Genomic DNA, 20,789 nt, shown 5'->3' with positions numbered 1-20,789 from the left:
CTCTTGTTCTACCCTTTCCGCGCCCTACGAATCTTCCCAATGATCCCTTTTACGACATCTGAATAAACAGGCTCTAAATGCGTCCAGAGGAAATAGATTAAAGGACGGTACACTAAATCCCATTCCCCAATAAACTCAGTGTATTCCCCATTAAATCCTTTTTTAAAGCGGTATAGCCCATAAAGCGGATTATCTTCAGTGAGATGTCCAGGTACTCCACGAAAATCATAAAGGGTACATCCCCGTGATTTTGCCCAACGAATCATCTCCCATTGAATTAGATAGTTAGGCATGACGTTTCGGTGTGCGTTAGATGAAGCTCCATAAAGATACCAAGCCTTTTCCCCGATGATCAAGGCAAGGGTTCCGGCGATAACTTCTCCTTCAAACTCTGCGATGAAAAGTTCCGCCATCCCGTTGGGATATAGGGTATCATACATATCTTCAAAATAGGAGTAGGATCTAACCAAGAAACGATCTCGCTCCGTAGTTTCCTTAAGTACACGGTAAAATTCAGGCAGGTCTGCCTTTGTTCCGATGCGAATCTTAACACCTTTTTTCTGTGCCAACTTAACATTATACCGCGTTTTTTGATGCATCTGAGCTAGTAAGGTTTCTTCATCGGGCGAGATATCCAACCGGAAAACATACTTTGGCTGAACCCCTTCGAAGCCTTTCCCCGATTCTGCAGAACGAAAACCCCTCGTCTTAAAATAGTTCTCCAAATCCTGCGCAGAGGAGGGAACATCTGGATCAACCTTCAAAAAGATCGCGCCCCGTTTGTTAGCAAGTTTTCTGACCTCTGTGAGAAGAACGTCGAATAACTCCTGATCCTGCCAATCGAGAACAGGTCCACGAGATGCATAAAATATCGGGGTGCCAATAACCGGTAGCTTCCGTTCCAAAATCGAGATCCCAGCTACAATTTCCCCCTCTTTTTCTAAAACCAACCGCCAAGGCTTCCAACCTGTGCGACTTTTCAGTTCTCCCCAACCCCAAGTTTGCAAGACATGCCCTTTAGGGTGACGAGCCATAAACGTATCAAAACGAGACTTTTCTGCTTCTTCGATTATTCGAGCCGTATAAGGCATCCCTTCAGCCTCCTGTAATTTCATTTCGATACCGTAATCCCTCTTTATAAAAAAACAGTAATCTTATTATAACAATCTGCATGAATTCCTTATTAAAGTTTTGCCATATATGTATAAACCCAAACGAATTCATCCGATTCTTATCAATATTAAAAGTATTCCATGGCCCGAAGCGAGCCATGGAAGTTTTCAAAACATTAATCTAAAGTGGCCTTCACAAAATCTCTGAAGAGAGGATGCGGACGATTGGGACGAGATTTAAACTCTGGATGATACTGGGAAGCCACAAACCACGGATGATCTGGATACTCTGAGACTTCGACTAAACGTCCATCAGGCGAGGTCCCTGAGAACTTGAGCCCTGCCGCTTCTAACTGTGAGCGATATTGGTTGTTTACCTCATAACGGTGACGATGCCGCTCATAAATCACAGTTTCCCGATAAGCTGCATTGACCTTGCTATCTTCAAGAAGTTTTACAGGCGAAGCTCCTAAACGCATGGTTCCGCCTTTATCTTCAATTTCCTTTTGTTCTGGTAGAATATCAATCACTGGATAGGGTGTATCGATATCAAACTCAGTACTATTCGCACCCTTCATACCGCAAACGTTCCGAGCAAATTCAATGACCGCAGTTTGCATCCCCAGACAAATCCCTAAGAAAGGAACCTTGTTCTCACGGGCATAGCGGATAGCCTCAATCTTTCCTTCGATCCCCCGATTACCAAAGCCACCAGGAACGAGAATTCCTGCCACTCCTTTAAGGAGTTCCTCAGCAGAGGTTTCCTCAATATGCTCCGAATTCACCCAACGGACTTTAACTTTAGCACCATGCTCTGTCCCTGCATGGCGGAGAGCCTCGGCCACACTCAAATAAGCATCAGGAAGCTCCACGTATTTACCCACAATTGCAATTTCCGTCACGCGGGAAGGAGTCTTAATCTTCTCGACCATGGCTTTCCATTCGGTCATATCTGCAGGAGGAGCCTCAAGTCCAAGACGACGAAGCACGATGTCATCGAGTCCTTCTTCCAGAATGTTGAGAGGAACTTCATAAATGCTTGAAGCATCCACAAGCTGAATAACTGCTTCTCGATCAACATCGCAGAATAGAGCGAGTTTCTCTTTCATTTCATCAGGAATATCGCGTTCAGTACGGCAGACCAAGATATTAGGCTGAATTCCAATCGCACGTAGTTCTTTCACCGAATGCTGAGTGGGTTTTGTTTTCAATTCACCCGAGGCAGCAAGGTAGGGAACAAGTGTCACATGAAGATAGAGCACGTTCTCTCTGCCGATATCACTTCGTATTTGACGGATCGCTTCAAGGAAAGGTAAGGATTCAATGTCCCCGACCGTTCCCCCAATTTCTGTAATAACTACATCTGGATGGGTTTCCCGAGCGACACGATAGATTCGTTCCTTAATCTCGTTCGTAATATGCGGGATGACCTGAACTGTTCCGCCCAGATAATCTCCTCTTCTTTCCTTGTTAAGAACCGACCAATAGATTTTACCCGTTGTCACGTTACTCGCTTTAGAAACTGGTACATCTATGAAACGCTCGTAATGGCCAAGATCCAAATCGGTCTCAGCTCCATCATCGGTTACAAAAACTTCTCCATGTTGGTAAGGGCTCATCGTTCCAGGGTCGATATTAATATAAGGATCAAACTTTTGGATTGCGACCTTAAGCCCCCTATTTTTCAGTAAGCATCCGAGAGCTGAAGCCGTGATCCCCTTCCCCAATGAGGATACAACGCCACCCGTGACAAAAATAAACTTCGTCATGTTTCCCTATCCTTTCTCAACCATTTTCTTTTTTTTACAAGCTTTAGGATTCCCGCACAGCAAAAAATGATGAAATACCAAATATTAAGCCGAACGTATACACATAAAAAAAGCTAGTCCGCAAGACGCACTAGCTTTATTTTTACCACTATTGTTTATTCTAGCCAGATTCTTATGGGCTGTCAAGGCTTCATTTTAAGAGTTCGAAGATTACCAGGATTCACCCTTCCGTTCCCCTTTTCTGGCTTGGCGCTCTTCTTTTTCAAAGGAATCTTCCTCAATGTCGCTCTCTACTTCTTCATCAATTTCTTCTTCGACATCTTCGAAAAGCAAATCTTTATCTGAATCCAAGATATTAGCTTCATCATCGGCCAATTCTTTATTCATTAAAGTAATGATGGGTAGCTTCTTACTTCCCTTGGTGGGAACCCAGACTCTTAGCCCCCATTCTCCGTTACCCAAATATGAAAAGCGAGTATCAAGGTTGATTTGAGTTAGAACCCCCGATATATACGTTGGATCCAGTGGGCGTTCCTGAGAGTTTAAAACTTCACTAATGAGATCGTAATAATACATGGGTCGGCCTTGTGCTGCAAGGATTTCGCAAGCAATATCTTCATCAGATGGTTTGAATTTCGGTGTTAAGGAATGGGTCAATATTCCACCGCCCTTCTTCAATCTCAGAATGTTAAGTCAGTATATTCGACCCATCCCTAAATATTTCCTGCTAATACCGAAGAAACTAACTAAAAGTTTACGAGCCTTTTTTGAAGAAGAGTAGACTTCATACCTGCTTTAAGCACCATCTGGAACCTTCTGTGGTCGTGTAGCTTCTCGCACATCCGTACCTTCGGGCGTAAATCTCCACCGGAGACTTACGTTCTTAGCGCTCCAGGGCTCGAATGCGGCGGAGCATTCGGACGAAGGCGCGAACTCGCTTCCGTAGGAGCTTCGCCAAACCTCAGGGTAATACCTGATGTGAACCAGGTGGCTACGCTATCCTACGAATGCCTCGTTCGCTTTATCGCCCCTCCGCCGCAAATCGTTCACTCCTGTGCGAGAAGCTACGCTTTCGGGTCTTTATAGTCTTTCTTAATAGATTGTTCAGAATAGATTTTTACATCCGCTCAGGTGCAGTTACACCCAGTATCCCTAGGACGTTTGCAAGCACTTGCTTGGTGGAGCGTACTAATCCTAGGCGTGCCTCTCTTAGTTCGCTATCCTCTACAAGTACTCTTTGACTGTTGTAGAAGGAATGGAAAAGTGCAGCTAAATCCATGACATAACGGGCTAAACGATGGGGCTCTGTCAGACGCGCCGCCACTTCAATCTCATTGGGTAGTTCAGCAATTTTCTTTAAGAGCTCTCGTTCTTCAGTGCTCTCTAGTCTTTTTAAGTTTGCTTCTCCAGGGATACCTTCGAAGGTATACCCTAATTCATTCGCCTGGCGGAGAATACTGCAGAGACGTGCATGAGCGTACTGTACATAATAGACTGGATTATCAGAGGATTCTGCTTTGGCTAAATCTAAATCAAACTCTACAGTAGAGTCTGGATCACGCATAATAAAGAAGAAGCGAGCTGCATCCTTACCGACTTCATCCATCAATTCGCGTAAGGTGATATATTGTCCAGAGCGCTTCGACATCCGAACGACTTCTCCGTTCTGAATGAGGCGTACGAGTTGCATTAAGATAATTTGTAAATTATCCGGATCATAGCCTAGAGCAGACATCGCGCCCTTCATCCGGGCAACGTGTCCATGATGGTCTGCACCCCAAATATTAATAACCCTTTCAAATCCCCGATCGAACTTGTTACGATGATAAGCTATATCAGCAGCGAAATAGGTCGGAGTACCATTGCTGCGTACGACAACTTCATCCTTCTCATCCCCGAACAAGGTGGACTTCAGCCATTGAGCTCCTTCCTTTTCGTAGATATATCCCTTTTTCTCGAGTTCCTCCATGGCTGCTTTGACCTCTCCAGAGTCATGAAGAGACTGTTCACTGAACCATACATCATAATGTACACCCATATCGGTGAGGGTCTCACGTATATTGGATAGCTTCTCTTCCAAAGCATAGCGAACGAGAAACTCTCGACGCAACTCAGGCTCTACATTAAGATATTTCTCCCCGACTTTGGCAATCAGGCCCTTGACCGTATCAACCAAGTCTTCCCCATGATATCCCCCTTCTGGGAAGGGGACATCCTGACCATATTGTTGAAGATACCTGGCTTCTAGAGATAAGGCGAAATTATGAATCTGATTTCCTGCATCGTTAATATAGAACTCTCGACTGACTTCATATCCTGCCATGGAGAGAAGGGAGGCTAGACTATCTCCGAGAGCCGCTCCACGAGCATTTCCCATATGGAGAAGACCTGTGGGGTTCGCACTGACGAATTCCACTTGGACTTTCTTCCCCTGACCCACGTTTACCTTTCCATAATCCTTTTCCATGGTTAGGACTTCTGGAATCACCCCTGTTAACCAGGTTGGATCTAATCTAAAATTGATAAAGCCGGGACCAGCAATTTCGCATGCAGTTACCCAAGTACCCTCTGTATCCAGGTGCTTAATAAGAATGGTCGCAATATCCCGAGGGGCTTTACGAGCCTGCTTGGTTAAGACCATAGCGAGATTTGTCGCAAAATCCCCATGCTGTTTTTCCCGTGGCTCTTCCAAAACGTAATTTGGTAGGCTATCGAAGCTTAGTTCACCAGCATTTTGTGCTGCTTCCGCAGCCTTTGCTAAATTAGCATAAAGGCTTTCTTTGATTGAAATGTACAGACTCATTGAGGAGCATCCTCCTTTATCATTATCCTTAATGTATTCTGACTTACCAAATCGTCATCAGCGAAAAGATTATATTTTAGAGTAATATGTCCTCCCTGCTCTGTCAAGTGAATCTCCATTTCTTGTGTATACACACCTAAGTAAAGGGAGCCGTGGGGAGTGACATAGACGGCATGGTTAAGAGTCGCTAACTCGAAGATTAGTTTATAATTCGCTGCTCCCATCCGATTGAGGATGACTTTCTCCGCTTCTATTTTGAGGCTTGTCGTGACCCCTGCCATCCCTGTCACTTCAGTCTCTCGGTAAATAATGTAATAGGTATCTTCCCGTTTGTGGAAAGTCCCTAGGGTCATAAAATCCATTCGGTCATCTTTTCCTTCAGAATATGCCTGTGTCCCTATGACCTGGATTATCGCTTGTTTCTGCACGAGACTCTCCTCTCTGACTTCCTCTCGCAAAATATAGTGGCTTCCATTTAAGCTTTCTTACATTAGCCATATTATCTTATTATATATTAATCTTCATCCTCTGTGTGATATAAAAGGTTGAATATAGAACAAGGTGGTAATGTTTTTCCATTACCACCTTTTAATATACCCAATTAAGAGTGAACGAAAACTACTGCAGATACTCTCCACGTGGGGTCTTGATAATACGCTGGATCTTTTCTTCTATTCCGTTTTCTGCATTAATATAAATCAAATATTCTTCTCCCTGGTAATCTCCTCGGAACTCATAGGCCATGACTTCACGATTCCCCATGACTGGAATAACGGCCATCCGAGTCTCTTTAACCTGGAAGCCTGTCCTAAGCTTTGTCCGCGCCTGATCTAGGGAGAGCTTCTTATTGAAGTTACGCTTTTGGTGATAGGCCCAATAGGGAGTAGAGTCGTACCCAATAATCTGACCGTTATCTAGTGAAACGGTCAAACGAATTTTATCGGGATAATAACGGATACCTTCGCTCTCGTCAACATATTCAAGCTGTAGATATCCGCCGAAATCCTCTGTCGAAGTGAGAACGAGCTTCCAGCCCAAAGCTTTAAGGGTCTCACCCACTTTGGTTTTTGCTTGATCAGCATCTAACGTTCGCTCGTTGAGCTCCCTTTGATCCCGGAATATCGTGACTACACCCCCACGTTTGCTGACCGTCATGAAGATATCCCCTTGCTTCCAGAGATATCCGCCCAAACCACCTTGAGTTACACCTGCAAACTCGGGGTTACTCCCTGGGTAACCTGTCTTATTTAGAAAATCTTTAGCTACTTCTAAGGCTTTATCTTTATTGGCCTCCTGAGAAGGAAGTCCTAAAGGCTCCTTGACTGAACGTGTTTCGTATTCCCCAGTATAAGAAAACGGAGGGAGCTTTTGAAGACTTGCATTTAACTGATCGAGACCGGAGCGAACTGAACTCGCCGGTCCATCTGCACCCTCCGCAGCTGCTTCTGCCTGTTCTATTTTCCAGAAGCTTAACCGTTGACGCCAATGAGATGCTTCACTCGTCCAGGCAAGGTTCTCGGTATCCACTCTCGTAACTAAATCTTGAACATTTTGGTTCACCAGCAGAAGTCGTTCATGAACATCTGCCAAGGTTTTTTCCTCTTCTGGAGTAGGATTATTCCCGACCGATACTCGGTAAGCAAGGCTTCTCGTGAAATCACCTGTACGATTTAGAAATTCTCCAACATAACTTAGTCCAGCTTGTTCTGCAGGGATTTGCGCTAAGTCCTTCATTGCCGATTGCGTCATGCTACCCGCTTGACTCAGGTAGAGCACCTTTTGACTCGGAGCCCCAGCAACACGGCCCTTCGCTAAATCTGTCTCTAACTGATCCAAGTGACTAGCGAAATCTTTGAAAGAACGCTGATATTGATTTTCATTAGTCAGCCGAAAATTCTCCGCTTGTCGGTACTCATTATACCCCCAACCCAATGAGAGGACAAAAGCGGCTCCTAAGACACCAAGCCAAAAATTCTTTCGCATTTAAATCCCCTCCTAGCGAGTGAAAATATGATTTCCGATTTGCATAATTTGTGGTCTTGACCAAATAAACTTATTCTTCGTCTTAGCCGGATTAAAGAAGAAGAGCGCTCCTCCTGTAGGATCTACCCCACTTGCTGCTTCCTGTGCTGCTTTTAAGGCTGAAGATGTCGGTGCCATATTAATCTGACCGTCAGCTACACTTGAGAAGGCCAAGGGTTGATAAATAATGTCTGCTACAGTGTTTGGAAAAGCTGGGTCCTTCATACGATTTAGGATAACTGCCGCAACAGCGACCTGCCCGACGTAAGGTTCCCCCCGTGCCTCTGCGCTAACACAACGTGCTAGGAGGTTAATATCTACGTTTTTAGGGCCAACCGATTTCCCGGATGCAGTTGTACTCGTACCTGTTAGACGCTTCAACTCGTTGATGGTTTGTGTTCCAGCGATCCCATCCACTTTTAGGCCGCGTTCTTTCTGAAAGCGTTGCACAGCGGCTTTGGTTTTCGCGCCGAATACCCCATCAGCTGTCCCGATGACATAGCCAAGTTGGGATAGGCGTTTTTGGAGTTCTGTTACCTCAGGGCCTCTTGCTCCTTGACCAAGTGTGCGATCTCCCAGGGCTCCATACGCGACGCCGGATACGACTAGGGCAATGATAAGAGTCAATACCCCTACCCACAGTCTCCTTCTTGACATCATATCCTCACCTCACTCTAAAGATTTCTTGATTAGTGTGGCTGAGGAGATGATAAATTATCCAAAAGAGATGGAATTTCTATCGAGCACTCTGACATCAAAAAAGCAGCCCTCAGGGCTGCTTTTCTCGCATTCATATTTGGATTTAATAGGACTACTCAAAATCTACTTCGCCAGTCCAGCCTGATACACGGCCTTAAACTTCTCTACTGCTCTAGAAGCGTCAGCCTTGATGCCCATCTCATTGAGCGTCTCTCCAACAAGCTCCATAGCTTTAACAAACATGTCCTCCGTAACATTTCCCATATGCCCAATCCGGAAAGCCTTTCCAGCTAGAGAAGCTAACGAGCCTGCAATAACCATCCCTTTTTCTGTAAGCTTAGAACGGAATTCTGCATCGTTGACCCCTTCAGGATAAAGAATGCAGCTTAAGGTGGGTGCTGCTATCTCTTCTGGGGCTAGAGCCTTCATCCCATACTCAGCTAGGCCTGCACGGACAGCCTTTCCCAAAGCATCATGACGTTTGAAACGAGTTTCTAAGCCTTCTGCCATGAGAATTTCCATTCCTTTTTCGAAGGCATAAATCATATTGACTGGGGGGGTTGCGTAGTATTTCCCAGGGTCATGCATAATCGGAATCCAACGCAAGATATCCACATAATAGGCTGTGACATTTTCCATGGCTTCACGTGCTTGCATCGCTTTAGGGCCAAAAGCTACGATAGCAAGGCCTGGTGGAACCCCAATCGCCTTCTGTGAACCGGTTAATACGACATCCATTTTATAGTCAGGATGTCCGTATTCCTTTTGCATATCTTCTTCTGTGGCTGCGGCTGCACAGACTCCATCCAAGATAAATAAGGCTCCTGATTTCTTAACCACAGGGACTAGTTCCTCAAGATTGGACATTACTCCCGTGGAGGTATCCACGTGAGTTACGGTAACGGCTTTATAAGTGCCTTCAGCGAGTTTCTTCTCGACTTCTGCAATCTCAATATGGTGCCCCCATTCGGCCTGGAGAACCTCAACATCGATCCCAAATGCCTTCGCCAGTGGCGTAAAGCGATCGCCGAAGTAACCATGACTAATAACAAGGAGTTTCTCACCAGGAGCAACCGTATTCACGATAGCCATTTCCATGGATAAGGTTCCTGATCCGGCAACCACGAAGACCTCCCCATCCGTGTTAAAAAGGCGTTTCGTTAACTCTAAACTATTCTTAAATCTTTTAACAAACCGCGGATCCGTATGGGCATAAGTTTCGTCAGATAATGCTTGATAAATCTCATCTATAACAGGCGTTGGGCCTGGAATGAGCAACATATCTTTGTTTGGCATTGATTTTTCCCCCTTATTCTTGACCCTTTTATTATTCCTACTCCGACAAAATATATGAACCTAGGAATCCTTTAATCTTCTCCTTATAATTCGGTTTTCCTGCTCTCTTCCTTAAGAACATTGTATACATTTTATAAATTTCGATTCCATCTTAAACGAAAAAGGTCCGCTAAGGACTTTTCTCGTATATTAACTGACCTTATTTAGAAACTTGCGCCACTTATCTCCCACTAAAGCAGAAGTCATCCTCACCGCTAAAAATATTCGGCTTGTTTGCGGTTTAACAAAGTAACTTCAACAGTTCAGTTGTCCTATTGAGCAGGCGGTAGGTATCAGATATAAGCAAAAACGCTTAATAGGTTTTACTCCATTAAGCGTTTTCTAAGATGCTTCTAAAGTCCCTTGACGACAAGCCCTCTCCCGGTAATCTTCCACCCAACATCGATCTTCGGATTGTACATATCATCGAGACTAAGCAAGGTCATGTGAACATATAACTTCATATCATTACCAATATCTATTTCTTTGTATTCACTCCACTCAGTTTCATTGGGTTGCCCCAACCTCACTGAAGGACGGCCAAACCTCTCCTGGCTATGTCCTTTTAATTTGGCTGTTGCCTTCCCACCGTTGGTAAAAATATACTTCTTAGCAGCAGTCGTAACTAACAGGTTCAAGATCAATCCCCCTTATTAGTGTTGAAATATCTTCGTAAATTCACTGTCCATACCTTGCCTTACTTACCAAGGGAGCTCCTTACTAAGCGAGACTTTCAAACGAAGGACGTGCAGAATTAGAAGTCTGCGTTCTTTACTGTTCTCGGGAAAGAAATGACATCTCGGATATTAGATATTCCCGTTAAATACATAATCACACGTTCAAAGCCTAAACCATATCCAGCATGGTGGGTTCCACCGTACTTGCGCAGATCTAAATACCACCAATAGTCCTCTTTACTAAGCCCGAGCTCATCCATTCTCTTCTCAAGGTAATCCAAACGTTCTTCACGTTGGCTTCCACCGATAATCTCCCCTACGCCTGGAACAAGAAGGTCCATCGCTGCAACGGTCTTGCCATCCTCGTTCAAGCGCATATAGAACGCCTTAATATCTTTCGGATAGTTGATGACAAAAACCGGTTTCTTAAAAATCTGCTCAGTTAAGTAGCGCTCATGCTCGGTCTGTAAGTCTGTACCCCATTCGACAGGGTACTCAAACCGATCCTTTTCCTTTTTGAGGATCTCAACAGCTTCCGTATAAGTCACCCGTGCAAATTCAGAGTTCACGATGTTATCCAGCCGATCAAGTAAGGTCTTATCGACGAACTCATTAAAGAAAGCAATTTCCTCCGGAGCATTCTCTAGGACATAGGTAATAATATATTTCATCATTTCTTCTGCGAGTTGCATGTTATCTTCCAAATCGGCAAAGGCTATTTCAGGTTCGATCATCCAGAATTCCGCAGCATGCCGTGCTGTATTTGAATTCTCAGCACGGAAGGTCGGCCCAAAGGTATAGACATTGCGGAACGCCATGCAATACGTTTCGGCATTAAGTTGTCCACTTACAGTAAGATTAGTCTCCCGTCCAAAGAAATCCTTTGAATAATCAACCTTACCTTCTTCCGTCCTTGGCAAGGCATCAACATCGAGGGTAGATACCCTGAACATTTCCCCTGCTCCTTCAGCATCACTGCCAGTAACAATCGGGGTGTGGACATAGACGAATTCCTTTTCCTGGAAGAACTTATGAATGGCGAACGCTACCATCGAGCGAAGCCTGAAAACAGCAGCAAAAGTATTCGTACGTGGCCGAAGATGAGCGATTGTACGAAGATATTCAAAAGAATGGCGTTTTTTCTGTAAGGGATAATCTGGAGTACATTGTCCTTCGACTTCAATCGACTGTGCCTTCAGTTCAAAGGGTTGCTTCGCTCCAGGGGATTCCACAAGAAGCCCTTTTACAATTATGGAACTCCCCGTTGTTACTTTGGCGATTTCCTCAAAATTCCCGAGGTTCTCCTCAAAAACAACTTGGATATTTTTAAAAAACGATCCATCATTCAGTTCGATAAACCCAAAGGTTTTTGAAACCCGTACCGTCCGAACCCATCCGGAGATTTGGATTTCTTGGTTCAGAAATGAGGGGGTGTCCCGATAAATCTTTTTGATCAATGTTGTCTGCATGGACAGAAAATCTCCCTTCTTAAAAACCTATATAACCATGGGAGTTTCCCCATGATTCATGCCTACTTAAAGTACATTATACTCTCTGACTCTTCAGTTTCCAAAAGTATATCGCCCAATGCTATTTCTTTAGCTCTCTCACGAGACTTGGCGGTTCCTTCCCCTCTAGTATCGCGCGCATATTCTGAGCAGCATGCATGGCCATATCTGCACGTGTCTTTACTGTGGCTGAGCCAAGATGAGGTAGGGTCACGACATTCGCTAATTTAAGCAGTGGGTTATCTGGATTTACTGGTTCCTGATTAAAGACATCCAAGCCTGCGCCCCAGATTTCTCTTTTCTCTAGGGCCTTGACTAAAGCCCCCTCATTCACTGTCTCCCCACGAGAAGCATTGATGAAAATTGCGCTCTTCTTCATGAGAGAAAATTGTTCTTTACCCATTATCCCTCGAGTTTCCTCCGTCAAAGGAGTCATTAAGACGACAAAATCCGACTCCCTTAACAACGTCTCTAAAGAGCAGTATTCTGCTTCTAATTTTTCATCTAAGTTAAGATTGGGAGTCCGGTTATGATACATAACCTTCATATGGAACCCATACTTCGCCCGATGAGCAATCGCTTCACCGATTCTCCCCATCCCGATAATTCCTATCGTGGAATGATGGACGTCCATCCCGAAACGTTCCTCAGTAATCTTTTCAGTCCACTCCCCCCTTTTCACATAGTGATCCAACTCAGAAATCCTTCGGGCCGTAGTAAGAATTAAACCGAAAACAAGATCGGCAACGGTTTCATCGAGAACCCCTGGGGTATTTGTTCCAAGTACCTGTCTTTCCTTCATCATTGGAAGGGCGAAATTATTGTATCCCACCGAGATATTACTTACTACTTTGAGCTTTGGCGCATGGTTCAAGAATTCTTCATCGACCCCACAATTTGCGAGCATTACCCCTTCACAATCTGCCACTTCTCGAAGGAGCACTGACCGTGGAACTGTCTCTTCAGATTCCCACATTTTTAAGTCGCAAATAGGAGCCAGATAGTCTATAACCTCATCAGGAACCTTTTTTGCTATATAAACTTTAGGTTTCATTCTCTGTCTCCCCTATACATACATTGTTTTCAAGCTTAATTCTACATTTTCAGTTGATAATCCTCTTTGCTTTTACCTTTTAGCCACCTATCTCCAAGGTCTATAGGGATTAAAGGCTAAATTTCAAGGAACCTACGGGTTAAAAACGATATTTAAAACACGTCTCAGTGTAAAATAGTCATCGGGCAGGAATAAATGACCCAAAATCAAAACCGCGTATACGATTTTTATTATGCTGAAAACTATAGTGCACAACTCGATTTTGACTGGCCAATTATACGAAAAAGAATACAATACACATTCGCAATAATTAAAGGAATTTTTACAATCTTAGAGAATAATCTTTGCGATAGACTACAATTATTCTTATTGAAAAATAAGAGAGGTGTGTTGTGCGGTAGAATGGTAGGACAGTAGGATGGCTAGAGTAATTGCGCACCTATAATTAAGTCTACAATCTAAACAAAGGCGTTTAGGAGGATAATTTAATGTCATATGTGCAAAAGGTTCTCGATCAAGCGATTAACCGCAACCCTGGTGAAGTTGAATTCCATCAAACATTAAAAGAAGTTTTAGTCTCTCTAGAGCCAGTGTTTGCAAAGCGTCCACAATACGAGAAAGCAGGGATCCTTGAAAGAATTGTTGAACCTGAGAGACAAATACTATTCCGGGTGCCCTGGGTTGATGACCAAGGAAATTTACAAGTAAACCGCGGTTTCCGCGTTCAGTTTAATAGTGCAATTGGACCTTACAAAGGGGGATTACGCTTTCACCCCTCAGTAAACTTAAGTATTATTAAATTTCTTGGCTTCGAGCAAATCTTTAAAAATTCTTTAACTGGTTTACCAATCGGTGGCGGCAAAGGTGGAAGTGACTTCGACCCGAAAGGCAAATCGGATCGCGAGGTTATGGTATTTTGCCAAAGCTTCATGAATGAACTTTATCGCCATATTGATGCGGACACAGATGTTCCCGCTGGAGATATTGGTGTCGGCGGACGCGAAGTCGGATACATGTTTGGTCAATACAAGAAAATTACGAATAAATATACCGGTATTCTGACCGGAAAAGGTCTCCCCTTTGGAGGAAGTTTAGCAAGAACTGAAGCTACTGGCTATGGTTTAGTCTATTTCATGGATCAGGCGTTAAAGGCTCAAGGAAAATCCTTTAGCGGAGCAACCACTGTTATTTCAGGATCCGGAAATGTAGCTATCTATGCTGCAGAAAAAGCTCAGGAATTAGGCGCAATCGTTGTTGCCATGAGTGATTCAAATGGATACATCTACGATTCTAAGGGTATCAACGTTGCAACAATTAAGCAACTTAAGGAAGTTGATCGCAAAAGAATCAGTGAATATGTCAATATTCACCCGACTGCAGAATACCATGAAGGATGCTCTGGTGTCTGGAATGTCATTTGTGATATTGCCCTCCCTTGTGCAACTCAAAACGAGATGACTGAAGAAGCTGCAAAAACTCTCATTGCTAATGGCTGCTATGCAATCGGAGAAGGTTCAAATATGTCTTCAACTCTTGAAGCAATTGAATATATCCTTAGCAGAAAAGTCTTGTTCGCACCGAGTAAAGCTGCCAATGCTGGTGGAGTTGCAGTCTCTGCTCTCGAAATGTCCCAAAATAGTATGCGTTATGCTTGGTCGTTTGAAGACGTTGATAATAAACTTAAAAATATAATGCTCAATATTTATAAAAATTCTAGCGAGGCTGCTAAAGAGTTTGGATATGAAGGGAACCTCGTTGTTGGAGCAAATATCGCCGGCTTCCTTAAAGTCGCAGATGCTATGTTGGCACAAGGAATTGTTTAAAAAATAAATCGTTAAGGTCATTCTAAATAGTTTTAAAGGACTAAGGTTATTACCTTAGTCCTTTCCTTTTCCAATAATTCCTTACCTCCTTCAAATGTTAGCTAAGAAAACCTTCATTATACCACCGCAAACCATTCCATCTTCGGCAGCAACATCATTGGTGAGATCTACAGTATGAATTCTAGAGGTTCCTTGATCCAAGACTCTCAAAGCAGCGAGACGCACTTCGGCCTCAGCACATCCCCCACCAATAGTCCCCACAGTGCGTCCATCAGCATAGAATAGCATCTGTGCCCCTGGCTTCCTTGGGGCTGAACCTTTGACTTCTATGATCGTAGCTAATACGACTCGCTCATCCAGTTGTTCCTCTTCAATTGTTACTAATCTCTCAATCACAGCATGGTCGATTTCTAGCTCTCCTGTTTTATGCTTAATATTCTCCTGAGTAAGTCTACGGCACTTCACCACTTCTGCCATAATGCTTAAGGCGATTTCTGCAGGGGTTTCTGCCCCGATATTTAGTCCTATTGGAGAGTGTAATTCATCCAGTAGGACTTGTTTAGTACCTCTCTCGATCAAGAAGTTCTTCATCGCCTGGACCCTTCGCTTACTTCCAATCATTCCAAGATAGGCTGCGGGCGAATTAATGACACTTTCTAAACACGTTTGATCATACCTATGACCTCGTGTCACGATAACAATATAGGTGTTTTCTTCAATAGGAAATGTACGGAGTGCCTGAGCAAAATCATCACAAATAACTTGAGTTGCCTGTGGAAATCGAGCAAAATTAGCAAATTCAGGTCGATCATCAACCACAGTAACCTTAAATCCCATCATATTTCCCAACTCGACCAGGTGTAGGGCAATATGACCACCCCCCAAAACGAGAAGTGTTGGAAGGGGGAGCAAGGGTTGAATGAATACATCGACTTTAACATGGCTTGAATCCTTTAAATTTATCTCAAGCTGTGCCCTTTCCGCTTTTATTGAGTGGCTCGGCAATCGTGGGATAATGCTATCTTCAAACTCTTTAGAGAAGTCCCCAAACATTTGATGTGTTTTGTCATCAAAAAATAATTTTCTACCCGATAATCCGCCAACTCCTCCTTCACCACCAAGAAACGTTAATAGGTAGCCACTCTTTTGTTCTTCAATAACTTGTTTAATCCGTTGCCAAAAATAGTCCATCTTACCCACCATTCCTTATCTCAAGCTTCTTGAAAGATAAAGTATTGCTTCCAAGACACCGCCGCCAATGGCTCTTATCTTATCTAAAAATTCATACCTTTCATAGTCATTGTAAACTTTCATGATTCGTAGTAAAGTATTTAAGTTCTTCTCGATAACATCCATGTTATCAAAATACTAGTTCATGAATAAGTCCTCCTTACCTAATGTGGTAATTTACCTAAATAGTATCGACTTATTCATTAGAGTTTATGGTAAATGGATATAAGGCTGCGACTTGATCTTCTTATAAATAAGCCCCAAATTGTCATCCCGTTTTTAATCGAAAGACAATTTGGGGCTCCCTTTAAGATGACTATAAAGGAACTAATTCACTAAGCTTGCTTTATTATACTTTAGGTAATATCATCAAGGGATTTACCTTTTGTTTCTTCCCCGAGGATTAGAACATCAAGTGCAACAATAACAAGTACTACTGTAAACATAACGAATACCGAGGTCGTAGGTAAATGCCATTTTCCAATCATACTTCCTACAACGATTGGAGCAAGAATACCACCGATACGTCCAAAACCTGCTGCCCAACCCGTACCAGTTGCACGAGCACGAGTAGGATACATTTCTGGAGTATAGGTGTATATTACACCCCAAGCGCCCAAGTTGAAGAAGGACATTAAGCAACCAAACGTCAGAATCGTTGCTGCTGTGTCGCCTTGTCCGAAGAAATAAGCGCAGACTGCAGTACCAAGAATATACACCGTCATGGTAGGCTTACGGCCAATTTTATCGACGAAGTATGCAGCACTGAAGTAACCAGGTACTTGCGCTAAAGTCATAGCCATTACGTAACTAAAGCTCTTTGTCAACGCGAAGCCTTTAAGTGCTAAGAGGGATGGCAACCAAGTAAAGATACCATAGTAAGAGAACACGACTCCAAACCACATGATCCAGAGAAATATCGTTCTGCGAAGAAGTGAACCCTTGAATAGATCTAGGGCAGACATTTTAGCAGCAGGTGCTGCAGGAGCAGGGGCAACTTCTTCTTTCTCAGCTTTTCCGGTGTATTTTACACCACATTGGGCTTCAACTCTAGCAACAGTAGCTTCAGCTTCTGCCTGTCTGCCTTTTGATTCCAAATAACGTGGGGACTCCGGAATAGCTTTCCAGAGATAGAAGATATATAGAGCAGGGAGAGCACCGATATAGAAAGCAACCTGCCAACCGAATCTAGGAATAACAACATATGAGATTAATGCTGCGATTAACCAACCAGCTGCCCAAAAGCTCTCTAGCAATACTAGGAATTTACCACGGTGTTTCGCAGGGGAAAATTCACTAACGAGAGTAACTGCTACAGGGAGCTGTCCACCAAGACCAAAACCTACTAAGAATCGGAAGAACAACAACGATCCATAACTCCAGGCAAGGCCACATAATCCAGTGGCAAGACTATACATAACGAGAGTAAAAGCAAAAACCTTTTTACGTCCAACAATATCAGCAATTGATCCACCTAAAACGGCGCCCAAAGCCATACCTACAAGGCCAATACTACCGATATAACCTACTTGTTCAGTAGACAAATTCCATGTCTTCATAAGAACAGGAAGAACGAAGGAAATGATACCGGTATCCATGGAATCAAACATCCAACCTAGTCCGGCTGTAATTAGTAGAATATAGTGGAATTTAGAAACTGGTAAGTTTTCTAGGCGTTTTGTTACACTCATTCAATAACCTCCTTATTATTACCATTACAAGGTATCTGGATACGATTATTAGTGCTTGATCTTACATTTTCTTTCACTTGTGGTTGGTTAGATTAATATTCAAGATGTCCTGTCTTTAGAAACTCTCCTTGACTGTACCTGACTCTACTGCTGTCAGGCTTCGTCAAAAGGTATTCGGCCTTACAAGTTTCTGTGATCATCTAGGTTACATGACCAAGCTACGCCGAATTGACCGTAGAAAGCTTTCCCTGGTGTACCACCCCCTTTAATATAATGCTTCATTCAGAGTCTATTTATTAAATCATGCTTAAATTGAGTTTTGCATGACCTAAGCAAGTTGATCAGCTAAATCCTTAAGTGTTTGTGACATGATGCCAATTTGCTGAGTTGAGGAAGCAATCTCCTCTGTTGTTGCAGCTTGTCCTTGATATAGTTCAGCAAGATTATTGATTTTATGAGATATATCGGAAAGTAGATTTTGGATTCCCGAGAGTGTCTCCGAAATCTGAAGTGTAGAGCCATTCGTCTCTGTTGCCATCTTCCGGATTTCCTCAGCGACAACGGCAAAACCCCTACCGGATTCACCGGCTCGGGCAGCTTCTATGGCGGCATTCAATCCTAGAATGTTTGAACGATTCGTAATTCGTTTTACCATACAAACAATATCGTCGATCCGACGGATTTCACTTTCCATGGAGCTTGCTTGAACTGCAACTTCCTCAGTTGTTGTGGCAAGTTGCTGCGAGTTTGCCGCTAGATTATCAGTAGCAGCGGATATTTGCTCCGAAGCAGCTGCAAGGTTATCCGCCATTTCACGGACATCTTCTTGATCATCAATGGGTGTACCCGTGAGAATTAAACCGACGATGATATTCCGCTCGTCTCTAAGAGGAACTCCCACTCCTGCGAAGGGGACACCGAAAACCGCTCTAGGTATTCGCTGAACTTGGCGGGTTCCTTCTCGCAATGCAATATCAGCAATACTCCCCGGCTTAATTGGATCTCCAGGCTTGATATTAAGGTTCAATCTTTCGGCAGGAACATTCAGAATATATTTTTCAGTATCAGCAACTGAAATGGTCATTTCTTTACTTCCTATAACAGCCAAATAGTTGATTAATTCTAACGCCGCGGCGATCACCGTGTGCTGTTCCATCTTGTTACTCCTTTTTAAGGATGCCCACTTGGTCTTAGCTTGAAAGACCTTCATCAATGCCACCACAAACTATACCCTCTCAGCAGCGATAGCGTTTGTAAGATCTACAGTTTGTCCATCTCGGAAAAATAGCATTCGTACACCTAGCTTTCTCGGCGTGGAGCCACCACTTCTGTTCGCTTTATTCTGCTACCTCTTTTCACCGAGTTAGTCGCCTGTTTAGATACATTAACGCTTCCAATACGCCTCCACCAACAGCCCTTGCCTTATCAGATATCGTGAAACAATGTTCCTTTTTAGCCCGGGCATCAACATCCCCTATTTTGGTCCCTTTAACTACCTCTAAGCCATCGTGCAAAATACCCCTTAAGACACCGCTAATTTTAGTCTTCACCACAGACTGTCCAACATGGGCTATGACCTCATCCTGTTCAACCAAATCCCCTATATGACGGTAAGCTCGGAAATTTCCTGAGTCTGCGGCGTAGATCACTCTTTCTTCTGCAAATCCATTAATCAAACCAGGAATCCCTGTATTTGGCGCTGCACTCCCTGTTAAAATTACCCGACCCAGATTATGCCCTCTTTCTGTTTCAATAACGGCATGTACGTCTTTATTGGCGGTGAAACCAGGGCCTACTCCTATCACGATAGGAGCATCGTTAATAGTTGTTCCAAGATTCCTTTTTGCTAAAATAGCATCAACAACAGCCAGCGGAGCTGCTTTATTGATAATTTCTCCTTGAGGATCGACAATGACAGGAATAATCCCGCTTGCCAAAACCTCAAATGCCTGTTCTTTACTATTTACTAGGGCAGCCTTAACGCCTTCTATTTCAATTTTTCCGAGATAAATCGCCTCAGCAAAGGAAACGGTTCGCCTAATGGCCATTGGTTGAGCAATTTCAGTGATAATTACCTTAAAGCCTGCTTGCCAGATTCTATGAATAACACCTGTAGCAAGATCGCCACCGCCTTTGACTACGACCAAATGAGCACTCATTGAACCGTCACACCCTTACCTTGGAAATTAGCCTATAACAAATTTAGCTTCAATTTCACGGATCTCAGGAAGACCAATCATTTTATTAAATTCAGGGAATGGGATCATTTGATCCATAAGATCTTCCGTTGTTCCTTTTGCTTTCAGTTCTTCCATCAAATTCTTCATTGCTTGAGCTGTAATATAGGTAGAAGCGGTTGGGAAGATAACCAGGTTGTAGCCGATGCTTTCTAATTCGTTAGCAGGCAACAATGGGGTACGTCCACCTTCAACCATATTAGCCAAGACAGGAACTTTGAAACTAGAAGTAATCATTTTCATTTCTTCTACGGATTCAGGGGATTCAATAAAGATGACGTCAGCTCCAGCTTCTTCATATGCTTTTCCACGGCGGATAGCTTCTTCAATCCCATGAATAGTACGGGCATCTGTACGAGCGATAATAACGAAATCAGGGTTTTGACGTGCTTCTACCGCAGCTTTAATCTTTCCGACCATTTCTTCCATCGGAATAACTTGTCTTCCAGTCATATGACCGCACTTTTTAGGCGCAACTTGGTCTTCAAGTTGAATAGCTGCTACGCCAGCCATCTCATATTGACGAACTGTACGCATAACATTTACAGAATTACCGAAACCTGTATCTCCATCGGCGATAACGGGAATATCCACAGCACTGGCAAAGTTATTAGCACGTGCTAACATCTCTGTCATGGTTAGGAGACCTACGTCCGGCGTACCTAAGTGGCTAGCTGCCTGACCATATCCAGTCATGTAAACTGCAGAAAAACCTGTTTTCTCGATAACCTTTGCAGTCAGTACATCATGAGCGCCTGGGGCAACAAGGATCTCTTTTGCTGCTAATAATTCTCTTAGTTTTTTACCTTTATTCATGTTGTTAACTCCT

The 20,789-nt window shown here is 43.5% G+C and carries 17 protein-coding genes; 1 reads left to right on the top strand and 16 read right to left on the bottom strand.

The genetic code is table 11. The features are described from left to right. Nucleotides 1-8: 8 nt before the first annotated feature. The 11 genes from ACZ42W_RS00495 to ACZ42W_RS00445 form a co-directional block, all read right to left on the bottom strand. Entirely contained in the window at nt 9-1,091 is a 1,083-nt protein-coding gene (locus tag ACZ42W_RS00495; protein ID WP_464167617.1) for a lipid II:glycine glycyltransferase FemX, read from the bottom strand. Between the two features lie 197 nt (nt 1,092-1,288). Continuing rightward, nucleotides 1,289-2,881 carry a CTP synthase gene (locus tag ACZ42W_RS00490; protein ID WP_464167615.1) on the bottom strand — a complete coding sequence of 531 codons (1,593 nt, stop codon included), beginning with the start codon at nt 2,879-2,881 and terminating at the stop codon, nt 1,289-1,291. Nucleotides 2,882-3,091: 210 nt separating this feature from the next. Next, nucleotides 3,092-3,538, bottom strand: coding sequence for a DNA-directed RNA polymerase subunit delta (gene rpoE / locus ACZ42W_RS00485; protein WP_464167613.1), 447 nt, complete (start codon nt 3,536-3,538; stop codon nt 3,092-3,094). A 460-nt stretch (nt 3,539-3,998) separates the two neighbouring features. Then, nucleotides 3,999-5,684: an arginine--tRNA ligase gene (gene argS, locus ACZ42W_RS00480; protein WP_464167611.1), complete on the bottom strand. Its 1,686-nt coding sequence runs from the start codon at nt 5,682-5,684 to the stop codon at nt 3,999-4,001. Continuing rightward, nucleotides 5,681-6,112: a YwiB family protein gene (locus ACZ42W_RS00475; RefSeq protein WP_464167610.1), complete on the bottom strand. Its 432-nt coding sequence runs from the start codon at nt 6,110-6,112 to the stop codon at nt 5,681-5,683. Before ACZ42W_RS00475 ends, argS begins: the two co-directional genes overlap by 4 nt. A 190-nt stretch (nt 6,113-6,302) precedes the next feature. After that, nucleotides 6,303-7,667, bottom strand: coding sequence for a PepSY1/2 domain-containing protein (locus tag ACZ42W_RS00470; RefSeq protein ID WP_464167607.1), 1,365 nt, complete (start codon nt 7,665-7,667; stop codon nt 6,303-6,305). A 12-nt stretch (nt 7,668-7,679) separates the two neighbouring features. Further along, nucleotides 7,680-8,363, bottom strand: a complete 684-nt coding sequence (gene sleB / locus ACZ42W_RS00465; RefSeq protein ID WP_464170827.1) for a spore cortex-lytic enzyme — start codon at nt 8,361-8,363, stop codon at nt 7,680-7,682. A gap of 165 nt (nt 8,364-8,528) precedes the next feature. Next, nucleotides 8,529-9,701, bottom strand: coding sequence for a pyridoxal-phosphate-dependent aminotransferase family protein (locus tag ACZ42W_RS00460; RefSeq protein WP_464167605.1), 1,173 nt, complete (start codon nt 9,699-9,701; stop codon nt 8,529-8,531). A 392-nt stretch (nt 9,702-10,093) separates the two neighbouring features. Next, on the bottom strand, nt 10,094-10,378 hold the full coding sequence (locus ACZ42W_RS00455; RefSeq protein WP_464167603.1) for a hypothetical protein: 285 nt from the start codon (nt 10,376-10,378) through the stop codon (nt 10,094-10,096). Between the two features lie 116 nt (nt 10,379-10,494). Continuing rightward, nucleotides 10,495-11,886: an asparagine--tRNA ligase gene (gene asnS, locus ACZ42W_RS00450; RefSeq protein WP_464167601.1), complete on the bottom strand. Its 1,392-nt coding sequence runs from the start codon at nt 11,884-11,886 to the stop codon at nt 10,495-10,497. Nucleotides 11,887-12,007: 121 nt separating this feature from the next. Beyond that, nucleotides 12,008-12,979, bottom strand: coding sequence for a 2-hydroxyacid dehydrogenase (locus ACZ42W_RS00445; protein ID WP_464167599.1), 972 nt, complete (start codon nt 12,977-12,979; stop codon nt 12,008-12,010). 488 nt (nt 12,980-13,467) lie between these two features. On the opposite strand from ACZ42W_RS00445, the gene gdhA reads away from it, so the two are divergent. Beyond that, the gene (gene gdhA / locus ACZ42W_RS00440) at nt 13,468-14,802 is read left to right on the top strand and encodes an NADP-specific glutamate dehydrogenase (RefSeq protein WP_464167597.1); all 1,335 of its coding nucleotides are present in this window, start codon (nt 13,468-13,470) and stop codon (nt 14,800-14,802) included. A gap of 90 nt (nt 14,803-14,892) precedes the next feature. Here gdhA and ACZ42W_RS00435 read toward each other — a convergent pair whose 3' ends face one another. From ACZ42W_RS00435 to ACZ42W_RS00415, 5 genes are all read right to left on the bottom strand, one after another. Beyond that, on the bottom strand, nt 14,893-15,993 hold the full coding sequence (locus ACZ42W_RS00435; protein ID WP_464167596.1) for an XdhC family protein: 1,101 nt from the start codon (nt 15,991-15,993) through the stop codon (nt 14,893-14,895). Between the two features lie 395 nt (nt 15,994-16,388). Next, nucleotides 16,389-17,723 carry an MFS transporter gene (locus ACZ42W_RS00430; RefSeq protein WP_464167595.1) on the bottom strand — a complete coding sequence of 445 codons (1,335 nt, stop codon included), beginning with the start codon at nt 17,721-17,723 and terminating at the stop codon, nt 16,389-16,391. A gap of 328 nt (nt 17,724-18,051) precedes the next feature. Then, complete coding sequence (locus ACZ42W_RS00425; RefSeq protein WP_464167593.1) at nt 18,052-18,879, bottom strand: methyl-accepting chemotaxis protein; 828 nt, start codon at nt 18,877-18,879, stop codon at nt 18,052-18,054. A gap of 199 nt (nt 18,880-19,078) precedes the next feature. After that, the gene (yqeB, locus tag ACZ42W_RS00420) at nt 19,079-19,882 is read right to left on the bottom strand and encodes a selenium-dependent molybdenum cofactor biosynthesis protein YqeB (RefSeq protein ID WP_464167591.1); all 804 of its coding nucleotides are present in this window, start codon (nt 19,880-19,882) and stop codon (nt 19,079-19,081) included. 27 nt (nt 19,883-19,909) lie between these two features. After that, on the bottom strand, nt 19,910-20,776 hold the full coding sequence (locus tag ACZ42W_RS00415) for an isocitrate lyase/PEP mutase family protein (protein WP_464167589.1): 867 nt from the start codon (nt 20,774-20,776) through the stop codon (nt 19,910-19,912). Nucleotides 20,777-20,789 lie beyond the last annotated feature (13 nt).

Source organism: Desulfitobacterium elongatum, from assembly GCF_055378975.1.
Note: the sequence above shows the minus strand (reverse complement) of the source record. Positions and strands in the feature narration are given on the sequence as shown.

Excerpts from the sequence above, each read along its gene's own strand:
- ACZ42W_RS00495 (WP_464167617.1), bottom strand. The coding sequence starts at position 1,091 with ATGCCTTATACGGCTCGAATAATCGAAGAAGCAGAAAAGTCTCGTTTT.
- ACZ42W_RS00490 (WP_464167615.1), bottom strand. The coding sequence starts at position 2,881 with ATGACGAAGTTTATTTTTGTCACGGGTGGCGTTGTATCCTCATTGGGG.
- argS (WP_464167611.1), bottom strand. The coding sequence starts at position 5,684 with ATGAGTCTGTACATTTCAATCAAAGAAAGCCTTTATGCTAATTTAGCA.
- ACZ42W_RS00470 (WP_464167607.1), bottom strand. The coding sequence starts at position 7,667 with ATGCGAAAGAATTTTTGGCTTGGTGTCTTAGGAGCCGCTTTTGTCCTC.
- sleB (WP_464170827.1), bottom strand. The coding sequence starts at position 8,363 with ATGTCAAGAAGGAGACTGTGGGTAGGGGTATTGACTCTTATCATTGCC.
- ACZ42W_RS00460 (WP_464167605.1), bottom strand. The coding sequence starts at position 9,701 with ATGCCAAACAAAGATATGTTGCTCATTCCAGGCCCAACGCCTGTTATA.
- asnS (WP_464167601.1), bottom strand. The coding sequence starts at position 11,886 with ATGCAGACAACATTGATCAAAAAGATTTATCGGGACACCCCCTCATTT.
- ACZ42W_RS00445 (WP_464167599.1), bottom strand. The coding sequence starts at position 12,979 with ATGAAACCTAAAGTTTATATAGCAAAAAAGGTTCCTGATGAGGTTATA.
- gdhA (WP_464167597.1), top strand. The coding sequence starts at position 13,468 with ATGTCATATGTGCAAAAGGTTCTCGATCAAGCGATTAACCGCAACCCT.
- ACZ42W_RS00435 (WP_464167596.1), bottom strand. The coding sequence starts at position 15,993 with ATGGACTATTTTTGGCAACGGATTAAACAAGTTATTGAAGAACAAAAG.
- ACZ42W_RS00430 (WP_464167595.1), bottom strand. The coding sequence starts at position 17,723 with ATGAGTGTAACAAAACGCCTAGAAAACTTACCAGTTTCTAAATTCCAC.
- ACZ42W_RS00425 (WP_464167593.1), bottom strand. The coding sequence starts at position 18,879 with ATGGAACAGCACACGGTGATCGCCGCGGCGTTAGAATTAATCAACTAT.
- yqeB (WP_464167591.1), bottom strand. The coding sequence starts at position 19,882 with ATGAGTGCTCATTTGGTCGTAGTCAAAGGCGGTGGCGATCTTGCTACA.
- ACZ42W_RS00415 (WP_464167589.1), bottom strand. The coding sequence starts at position 20,776 with ATGAATAAAGGTAAAAAACTAAGAGAATTATTAGCAGCAAAAGAGATC.